This is a genomic window from Clostridia bacterium, assembly GCA_012841935.1.
Classification (GTDB): domain Bacteria; phylum Bacillota; class Peptococcia; order DRI-13; family DTU073; genus DUTS01.
Window position 1 is genome coordinate 1 of record DUTS01000090.1, and the last position, 9,222, is coordinate 9,222.

Annotated in this window: 9 protein-coding genes; all 9 read left to right on the forward strand. The window is 37.0% G+C overall.

Annotated features, from left to right (window positions below; genetic code table 11):
• Window positions 1-244 precede the first annotated feature (244 nt).
• Window positions 245-1,945 carry an EAL domain-containing protein gene (locus GX687_05045; GenBank protein HHX96805.1) on the forward strand — a complete coding sequence of 567 codons (1,701 nt, stop codon included), beginning with the start codon at window positions 245-247 and terminating at the stop codon, window positions 1,943-1,945.
• Between the two features lie 22 nt (window positions 1,946-1,967).
• Window positions 1,968-2,663 carry a tRNA threonylcarbamoyladenosine dehydratase gene (locus GX687_05050; protein HHX96806.1) on the forward strand — a complete coding sequence of 232 codons (696 nt, stop codon included), beginning with the start codon at window positions 1,968-1,970 and terminating at the stop codon, window positions 2,661-2,663.
• 12 nt (window positions 2,664-2,675) lie between these two features.
• Window positions 2,676-2,999 carry a thioredoxin gene (gene trxA, locus GX687_05055; GenBank protein ID HHX96807.1) on the forward strand — a complete coding sequence of 108 codons (324 nt, stop codon included), beginning with the start codon at window positions 2,676-2,678 and terminating at the stop codon, window positions 2,997-2,999.
• 33 nt (window positions 3,000-3,032) lie between these two features.
• Window positions 3,033-4,313: a replication-associated recombination protein A gene (locus tag GX687_05060; protein ID HHX96808.1), complete on the forward strand. Its 1,281-nt coding sequence runs from the start codon at window positions 3,033-3,035 to the stop codon at window positions 4,311-4,313.
• Window positions 4,314-4,325: 12 nt separating this feature from the next.
• Window positions 4,326-5,372 (forward strand): tRNA 2-thiouridine(34) synthase MnmA, encoded by a 1,047-nt coding sequence (gene mnmA / locus GX687_05065; GenBank protein ID HHX96809.1) that lies wholly within the window; start codon window positions 4,326-4,328, stop codon window positions 5,370-5,372.
• An 85-nt stretch (window positions 5,373-5,457) separates the two neighbouring features.
• A complete protein-coding gene (gene alaS / locus GX687_05070; protein ID HHX96810.1) occupies window positions 5,458-8,103 on the forward strand; it encodes an alanine--tRNA ligase in 2,646 nt (881 codons plus the stop codon).
• Between the two features lie 101 nt (window positions 8,104-8,204).
• The gene (locus GX687_05075; GenBank protein HHX96811.1) at window positions 8,205-8,465 is read left to right on the forward strand and encodes an IreB family regulatory phosphoprotein; all 261 of its coding nucleotides are present in this window, start codon (window positions 8,205-8,207) and stop codon (window positions 8,463-8,465) included.
• A complete protein-coding gene (ruvX, locus tag GX687_05080) occupies window positions 8,462-8,881 on the forward strand; it encodes a Holliday junction resolvase RuvX (GenBank protein ID HHX96812.1) in 420 nt (139 codons plus the stop codon). The genes GX687_05075 and ruvX overlap by 4 nt, the downstream gene beginning before the upstream one ends.
• A 69-nt stretch (window positions 8,882-8,950) precedes the next feature.
• On the forward strand, window positions 8,951-9,222 hold a 272-nt coding region (locus tag GX687_05085; protein ID HHX96813.1), incomplete at its 3' end, for a DUF1292 domain-containing protein.

The following is a 9,222-nucleotide window of genomic DNA, read 5'->3' on the forward strand; positions in this document are numbered from 1 at the left end:
CACAAAAAGCAATTGGGAGGGCACCCACCTGCCGAGCGCAGGTTCAAAACGACGGCATCACGGCATGGTGGGGTTAGATTATAGAGGGAATTGTCTGAATGCTTTCTTTTATGTCTATTGAATAAAAGAAAGCATTTTTTTGTGTAAAATATCCCAGACATTAGCAGGAAAAAAGGTAATCAATGTTGAAGAAAGTATTTGAATAATATTCTTACTTTTTTTATTCGGTAAGGGAGGAATGGACTTGTCTTGGAGTTTTGAATTAAAGGGAAAGCGTTATGTTTTTAATTATAAGCGGTTTTTTCAGGCTTTACTAGTTGGACTTTTAATCTTTTTTTGTGTGGGTTTATTTCTTTATTACTATTTGTACCAGCAAGAATATTTTTTATATAGTATTCTTTTTTGTTTGCCCATTATTTTAAGTAGTTTTTGGTATGGGAAAAAAGCCGGTTTTTGTGTAGCGATTTTATTTAGTGGGATTAGTATACTTAATATGAATGCTGGTCAGTATGAATATTTAAGATGTGATCTATTACAAATTATGACTTTTTTATTGCTCAGTTATTTAACTGGTTTATTAAAAGAAAAGATTCGTTATTCGGAAAAAATCATTGAATATCAGGCTTATCATGATATGTTGACTGGTTTACCCAATCGTTTAAAATTCGAAGAATTATTACGCTCGGAATTGGAGAAAACTAAGCAAACCAATAGTAAATTGGCGGTTTATCTTTTGGATTTGGATAAATTTAAGTATATTAATGATACCTTAGGTCATTTGGCCGGAGATAAATTGTTGGTTCAGGTTAGTCAAAGATTGAGAAATGGGTTTCGTGGCGATAATATTGTGTTTGCTCGTTCGGCTGGGGATGAATTTTTGGTTTTTAAACCAGATATAGCTGATAAGCAGGAAGTAATTGATTTGGCTTTTAAATTAATGCAGTGTTTTCATGAGAAATTTACAATTCATGGTCGAGAATTATATTTAACTATTAGTATTGGAATTAGTATGTATCCTACACATGGTGATAATGCCAAAAGTTTAATTTCTTATGCTGATATTGCTGTTAATAAAATAAAAGAAGTAGGTAAAAATGCCTACCAGTTTTTTAATCTTGAAATGGACAAGGTTATTACGGAAAGGGTACATATTGCCAATAAAATGCGGCAGGTTGTTGATGAAAATGCTTTTGATGTCTTCGAATTACATTATCAACCGATGATTGAGGTGAAAAGTGGTAAAATAGTTACTGTGGAGGCCCTTTTGCGTTGGAATCATCCCCAAGAAGGTTTATTATATCCTCATCGTTTTATTCAAATTGCCGAAGAAACGGGGACAATTATCCCTATTGGTAAATGGGTGTTACAAACCGCTTGTGAGCAAATTAAGCACTGGCAGGAAAAATATCAGCCCTCTTTAAAATTAGCTGTTAATATTTCTGAACAACAATTGCGTGATGATCATTTTTTGGAGGATATTTTGCAGGTATTGGAAAAAACACAGTTTAAACCTGATTGTTTGGAATTGGAAATAACAGAAACGATTGCTATGAATGATTCCGGAAGGAATATCGGTATTTTAAATGAGCTTAGAAAAATAGGTGTAAGAGTAGCTTTGGATGATTTTGGAACAGGTTATTCTTCATTAAGTTATTTAAGTACTTTACCGATTAATTTATTAAAAGTTGATTATCAATTAGTGAAAGAGATCCCAATAAACTTAAAAAATTCGGCGATTGCCGCCTCGATTATTTCTTTAGCTTCTTCTTTAGATTATGAGGTTGTAGCTGAAGGGGTGGAAACTAAAGCACAATTTGTTTTTTTCCGTCAAAACAAATGTGCTTATATTCAAGGTTTTCTTTTTAGTAAACCTTTACCACCTGAGGAACTAGAATTTTTATTGGAAAATGAAAATATGGTTGCATTTACGACTGATAATGATTAATCTTTAAATGGGTGGAAAATTTATGCTGCCACAATTTGCTCGTACACAATTATTAATTGGTGAAACTGGTTTAAGAAGATTACAAGAAAGTCAGGTGCTCATTTTTGGTGTAGGGGGAGTAGGCTCTTATGCGGTGGAGGCTTTAGCAAGGACTGGTGTAGGAAAATTTATTTTGGTAGATCCAGACAAGATTGAGCTTACTAATTTAAATAGACAGCTACCTGCCTTAATTTCGACAATTGGTAAATTCAAAGTAGAGCTTTTAAGAGAAAGAATTAGTGAAATTAATTCCCAAGCTCAAGTAGTGGTACATAAACTAAAGGTGACAGAGAATAATGTGGGAAAGTTTTTCCAAGGAACCCCTGATTATATTTTAGATGCTATTGATCAGGTAAGTGGAAAAGTCGCCATTAAAAAGAGTACGGGTAAAAAGAATCTACCTATTATTTCTGTTTTGGGGATGGGTAATCGTTTAGATCCTACTCAAATAAAAATAGGGAAATTAGGTCAAACTAAAACTTGTCCCCTAGCAAGAATTATGCGGCGGGAATTAAGAAAAAGCGGGGAAAGTTTAGATTTTAATGTCATCTATTCTGAGGAGAAACCATTAAAATCCACTTCTCAAGTAGGGTCGATTTCTTTTGTACCTGCGGTAGCTGGTTTGTTTGCGGCGGCTAAAATAGTAAATGATCTTTTAAGTCACTATAAAAAATTATAGGGAGGGAAAAACGTGGCTAATTTTGTGCAACTTACTGATGATACTTTCAAAAATGAAGTGATGGATGCTAAAGGATTAGTTTTGGTTGATTTTTGGGCTCCATGGTGTGGTCCCTGTAAGATGATGGAACCGATTATTGAAGAATTAGGCAGTTCATATCGCGGTCGGGTTAAAGTAGGTAAGTTAAATGTGGATGAGAATAATAGGACAGCGGGTGATTATGGTATCATGAGTATACCTACTTTAATTTTATTTCAAGATGGGAAGGAAATTAATCGTTTGGTAGGTTTTATTCCTAAAGCGAAAATTGCTAAGGCACTTGATGCCGCTTTATAAATCTGTTGTGGAAAGAAAAAGGGTGATCGAGGGATGGATTTGTTCTCCAATGTTGGTGAAGTGGTTCGTAAAGGAAGGGCTCCTTTAGCTACCAGAATGCGGCCTCATTCTTTGGCTGAAGTAGTGGGGCAAGAGCATTTAATAGGTGCAGGTAAATTATTAAGGAGATCAATTGAGGCTGATCAATTAGGTTCGCTTATATTTTATGGTCCACCGGGAACCGGGAAAACGACGTTGGCTTATGTGATTGCTCGAACAACCAAAGCGAATTTTGTGAGATTAAACGCGGTTATTTCCGGGGTAAATGATTTGCGTAAAGTAATTCAAGAAGCTGAGGAGCAACTAAAGTTTTATCAGCAGAGTACTATCTTGTTTATTGATGAAATACACCGCTTTAATAAGGTACAACAAGATGCTCTCTTGCCCGCGGTGGAAGAAGGAAAATTGGTTCTAATTGGAGCTACCACCGAAAATCCTTATTTTAGTGTAATTTCGGCTTTGCTGTCTCGTTCCCGACTTTTTAGATTAGAACCTTTAACCACTGGGGAAATTATGGTTCTTTTGAAGCGTGCTTTAAAAGATGCCGAAAATGGTTTGGGTAATTACTGTGTGCAAATTAAAGAACAAGCCTTGGAGCATTTTGCTCAAACCGCTCGTGGAGATGCTCGTCAAGCCCTAAATGCTTTGGAATTGGCTGTTTTATCTACAGTGCCTAATGCTCAAGGTATTAGGGATATAAGCTTGTCTGTGGCTGAAGAATCAATTCAGGAAAGGGCCATTATTTATGATCGTACTGGAGATCAGCATTATGATGTAATTTCTGCTTTTATAAAAAGCATGCGGGGTTCTGACCCAGATGCCACTTTACATTATTTGGCCCGGATGTTGGCGGCTGGGGAGGATCCACTTTTTATTGCCCGACGGATTGTAGTTCATGCTGCTGAGGATGTAGGTTTGGCTGATCCATTGGCTTTGGTTGTAGCAGAGGCCGCTGCCCGAGGTGTAGAAAGGGTAGGCTTACCAGAGGGGGAATTGCTTTTGGCTGAGGCTGCCCTTTATTTGGCTCGAGCACCTAAAAGTAATTCGGTTTTGGCTATTAAAGAGGCTTTAAAGGATGTACGTGAGGGGAAATATGGTCAGGTACCAATCCATTTACGTGATACTAGTTATCAAGGAGCCGCGGAACTAGAACATGGTAAAGGATATTTATATCCTCCGGATGATCCTCATGCTGCTCTTCAGCAGGAATATTTACCGGAGGAATTAAAAGGTGTTCAATATTATCGTCCTTCTGGTAAGGGAGTAGAGCAATAAGTAGGTGACTAAATGAAAAACAAAAAAGTGGCCGTGGCAATGAGTGGTGGTGTGGACAGCTCAGTTACCGCGGCTCTTCTTCTAGAAAAGGGTTATCAAGTATTTGGTTTGACTATGCTGCTTAGTGGAGAAAAAAATGAAAAAATAGAATCAGTTACCGCAAAATTGGGGATCCCCTGTTATAGTCTTGATTGGCGTAAAGAATTCGCGGAGAAGGTCATTCAATATTTTGTAGCGGAATATTTAAAAGGTAGAACACCGAATCCGTGTGTAGTTTGTAATCGTGAATTTAAGTTTGGGGCCCTTTTAAAAGAGGCTTTGGCTTTAGGTGCGGACTATTTGGCTACTGGTCATTATGCACGTTCGTCATATTCTCCGGAAAAAGGTAGATATTTATTATTTAAGGCTCGTGATAAGGAAAAAGATCAAGCCTATTTTTTATATAATCTTGCACAAAAACAGTTAGCCCATACTTTATTTCCTCTAGGGAATTTAACTAAAAGTGAGGTGCAAAAAAAGGCCGAACTTTATAATTTATCTGGTAGTGTTCAGCCAGAGAGTCAGGATATTTGTTTTATTACTAATCGAGATTATAGGGAGTTTCTAAGACAAGCTTTGGGTAAAGAGTGTTTTCGGCCTGGAAAAGTTCTCAATGCTCAAGGAAAAGTTGTGGGTGAACATCAAGGTCTGCCTTTTTATACTATCGGTCAACGCAAGGGTTTGGGTTTAAATTTGGGTTATCCTGTCTATGTACGTGCCTTGAATGCAGCGGAAAACACGTTAATTGTGGGAACCCAAAAGGAACTTTTTCAAACTACATTATGGGCAGCGGAAAATAATTTGATTGCTTTTACTAATTTAAAGGTTCCTTTAAATATTGAGGCTCGCACTAGATTGGGTGCTAAGCTTGCCCGTGCAACTTTATTTCCGGAAAGTGATGATCTTTGGAAAGTGGTTTTTGAGGAGCCGCAGTGGGCTATTACTCCGGGGCAGTCTGTAGTTTATTATCAAGGGGAAACTGTCCTGGGGGGTGGAACCATTGAACAGGTGGGTACCTAATATTGACAGTGATCAGGAGGTTAAGTATAATTAAATCGCAAACTTTCTTAAAATTTGAGTGGGGATCATAGGGAGGTTATTTAGGTTGTTAAGTGGTCATGAAATTCGTGAAAAATTTTTAGTTTTTTTTGAAAGCAGAGGACATACTCGTGTGGCTAGTTCTTCTTTAGTACCAGAAGATGATCCCACATTATTATTTACTAATGCGGGAATGAATCAATTTAAGAATGTTTTTTTAGGTTTAGAAAAACGGCCTTATCAAAGAGCGGTAAGTTCTCAAAAATGTGTACGGGCGGGCGGTAAACATAATGATCTTGAAACTGTGGGAAGAACAGCCCGTCATCTTACTTTTTTTGAAATGTTGGGTAATTTTTCTTTTGGCGATTATTTTAAACCAGAAGCTATTATGTATGCATGGGAATTTTTAACTGAATGTTTAGGTTTACCTTCTGAACAACTTTATGCCACCGTTTATTATGCTGATGACGAGGCTTTTAATTTATGGCGAGAACTAACTAATTTACCACCTGAGCGAATAATAAGGTTGGGGGATGCTGATAATTTTTGGTCAATGGGGGATACCGGTCCCTGTGGACCCTGTAGTGAGGTTTTGATTGATCGCGGTTCTCAATATGCTTGTGGACCAGACTGTGCTATTGGAAAATGTGACTGTGATCGTTTTTTAGAAATTTGGAATTTGGTATTTATGCAATATAATCGTGATCAGCGGGGAGAATTAACCCCCCTGCCGCATCCTAGTATTGATACTGGAATGGGCTTGGAAAGAATCACAGCGGTAGTGCAAAATGTGGAAAGTAATTATGAAACAGATTTATTAAAACCCTTACTTGATGCTGTGGAATTGCTGGCAGGTATTAAGGAAAAAACTGAGCAAACTGAATTTGCTCAGCGTGTAATCGCTGATCATATTCGCTCTTGCGTTTTTTTAATTACTGATGGTGTTGTTCCTAGCAATGAAGGACATGGTTATGTCTTAAGAAGAATTTTAAGAAGAGCGGTTCGTTTTGGTCAGGTTTTAAAAATTAAAGGTGCTTTTTTATATAAACTGGTAGGTGAAGTGGTTGCTTTAATGTCTGAGGCTTTCCCGGAATTAAAAGCTAAAGAAGAGTACCTTGTACAAGTAATTCGACATGAAGAAGAGCGTTTCCAAATTACTTTACATGAAGGGCTGCATTTGGCAGAAGAAATTATTTTTCGTTTACAAAAAAATCAGCAAAAAATTATACCTGGTAGTGAAGCTTTTCGTCTTTATGATACTTATGGCTTCCCTTTAGATTTAACTAAGGATATTGCCGCGGAAAAAGGTTTGCTGGTAGATGAGGTTGGTTTTAATCAGGCTATGGAGGAGCAAAGGACCCGTGCTAGAGCAGCACGGCAAATAAACGGAGGACATGATTTAGCTTTAGTTATTCAAAATTTGCTGGGTGATTTGCCGCTTTCCGAATTTGTAGGTTACACTCATTTAGAAATAGAGGGCGAAATAAAAGCTTTGATTAAAGGGGAACATTTAATTTCGCAGGCCGAAAATAATGAACAGGTTTATTTAATTGTGGATCACACTCCTTTTTATGCTCAAGGTGGGGGACAAGTCGGTGATCGTGGTGAAATCATTGGTTTAAATGGTAAAATAGAGGTTATTGATACTTTTAAAATTCCCTCTGGACAAATTGTCCAGCAAGGAATTGTTTCGGGTAAAATTAGGGTGGGTGAAAAGGTGAACTTAAAAGTAAATACCTTTTTACGTAAAAAAACTGCTGGTAATCACACAGCTACTCATCTTTTACATCAGGCTTTAAAAACAGTTTTAGGGTCACATATTCAACAAGCTGGTTCCTTAGTTGAGGATACACGGCTTCGCTTTGATTTTACTCATTTTAGTGGCTTATCTGCACGGGAAATAAAAGCAGTGGAGGATTTGGTTAATCGGCAAATTATTAAATCTTTAGTTGTACAAGCAGAGGAAATGTCGGCAGTAGAAGCTAAAAAACTCGGTGCTGTAGCCCTTTTTGGTGAAAAATATGGGGATAATGTTCGTGTGGTGCAAATTGGTGATTTTAGTATAGAATTATGTGGGGGTACCCATGTCGAAAATACTAGTCAGCTAGGTCTTTTTAAAATTGTTAATGAAAGTGCCATTGGTTCAGGATTGCGAAGAATTGAAGCCATTACTGGTGAAGGGGTGAGACAGTATCTTCAATCTAAAGAAAAGCTTATAGAGAATTTAAGTAGCTTATTAAAAACTCCGGAAAAGGAGTTGTTAACTAAAACAGAAGGTTTGTTGGCGGAAATAAAGGAACAGGAAAAAACAATCAGTCAATTAGAACAGCAATTGGTTAAGGTACAGATAGAGGAACTTGTAGCCCAAAAAGAGCAAATTCAGGGAATCTCTTTGATAGCTAGTCAAGTAAAGGCTCGTGATATGGAAGTACTGCGAAACTGGGCGGATTTACTTAAAAATCGTTTAGATTCTGGAATTGTTGTTTTGGGTGCATTAACTGATGGAAAGGTCAATCTAGTGGTAGTGGTCACACAGGATGTGGTGGCCCGGGGTATTCACGCTGGTAAGCTTATTAAACAAGTAGCAAAAATTATTGAAGGAGGAGGTGGTGGTAGGGCAGATATGGCTCAAGCTGGGGGTAAAAACCCTGCAAAGTTGGGAGAAGCTTTAAATAAAGTAAGGGAATTTGTAGAAAATCAATTAAAGAAATAAAAAAATAGAAGGATATCTGTTTTTTATAGAGAACTAATACTGTACCAATAAAAACACTAATATACCCGGCAATAGGGAGCGAATTTTTGAGGTGATGTTAAATGAATGGTGAAAAATTTGACCAAACGATGATGTTTAAAGTAAAAACTGAAGAAGAAGTTTCAGCTGGTGAAATATTGGTTAGTGTTTATGAGGCACTTCAGGAAAAGGGTTATAATCCGATTAATCAAATTGTCGGTTATTTGCTTTCCGGGGACCCTGCGTATATTACTAGCCATCAAAATGCTCGTTCTTTAATTAGAAAATTGGATCGGGATGAATTGTTAGAGGAATTAGTACGCAGTTATTTGGGTAATTTATAAAGCAAATGCGTATTTTAGGAATGGATTTGGGTGAAAAAAGAATTGGCTTATCCCTTAGTGATCCTTTAGGTATTACGGCACAGGGATTAAAAACTATTAAAAGAACGGACTTGGAAACTGATCTTCAACAATTAAAAGAAATTATTGAAGAAAAAAAAGTTAAAAAAATTGTTGTCGGTTTGCCGCGAAACATGGATGGTACTTTGGGACCTCAAGCCGAAAAAGTTAAACAATTTATAGCTTTTTTAATTCAAGAAATATCCATGGAGGTAGTTTATTGGGATGAACGTCTCACTACAATTGCCGCGGAACGAGTCCTTATTGGGGGTGGTGTCTCACGTAAAAAGCGAAAGAAATTTATAGATAAGTTGGCTGCAGTAATAATTTTGCAGAGTTTTTTGGATAATTCACGATAAGGTGTTGTATTTCTTATTTGTGTGTTTTGTTTTTACTAGGATAAAAAAAATTATGAAAGTGGTGATTGTATGTTAAGAGAAGAGGATAAAATAGTTTTGATTGATGAGGATGATAATGAATTAGAATTTGCTTTTATTGATGCTATTGAGGTAGATGGTGAGGAATATGCTATTTTGTCACCTGTAGAGGAAATTGTTAGTGCCAAAGAAGAAAAAGAAGCGGTTATCTTAAAAATTGGTCAAGATGATAATGGCGAAGAAATTCTTTTTGATATTGAAGATGATGAAGAATGGGATCGTGTGGCTAATGCTTGGCAAGAGTACATGGAAACCTTGCAGGA

Coding starts and splice junctions, on each gene's coding strand:
- GX687_05050 (HHX96806.1), top strand. CDS start 1,968: ATGCTGCCACAATTTGCTCGTACACAATTATTAATTGGTGAAACTGGT.
- GX687_05060 (HHX96808.1), top strand. CDS start 3,033: ATGGATTTGTTCTCCAATGTTGGTGAAGTGGTTCGTAAAGGAAGGGCT.
- mnmA (HHX96809.1), top strand. CDS start 4,326: ATGAAAAACAAAAAAGTGGCCGTGGCAATGAGTGGTGGTGTGGACAGC.
- GX687_05075 (HHX96811.1), top strand. CDS start 8,205: ATGAATGGTGAAAAATTTGACCAAACGATGATGTTTAAAGTAAAAACT.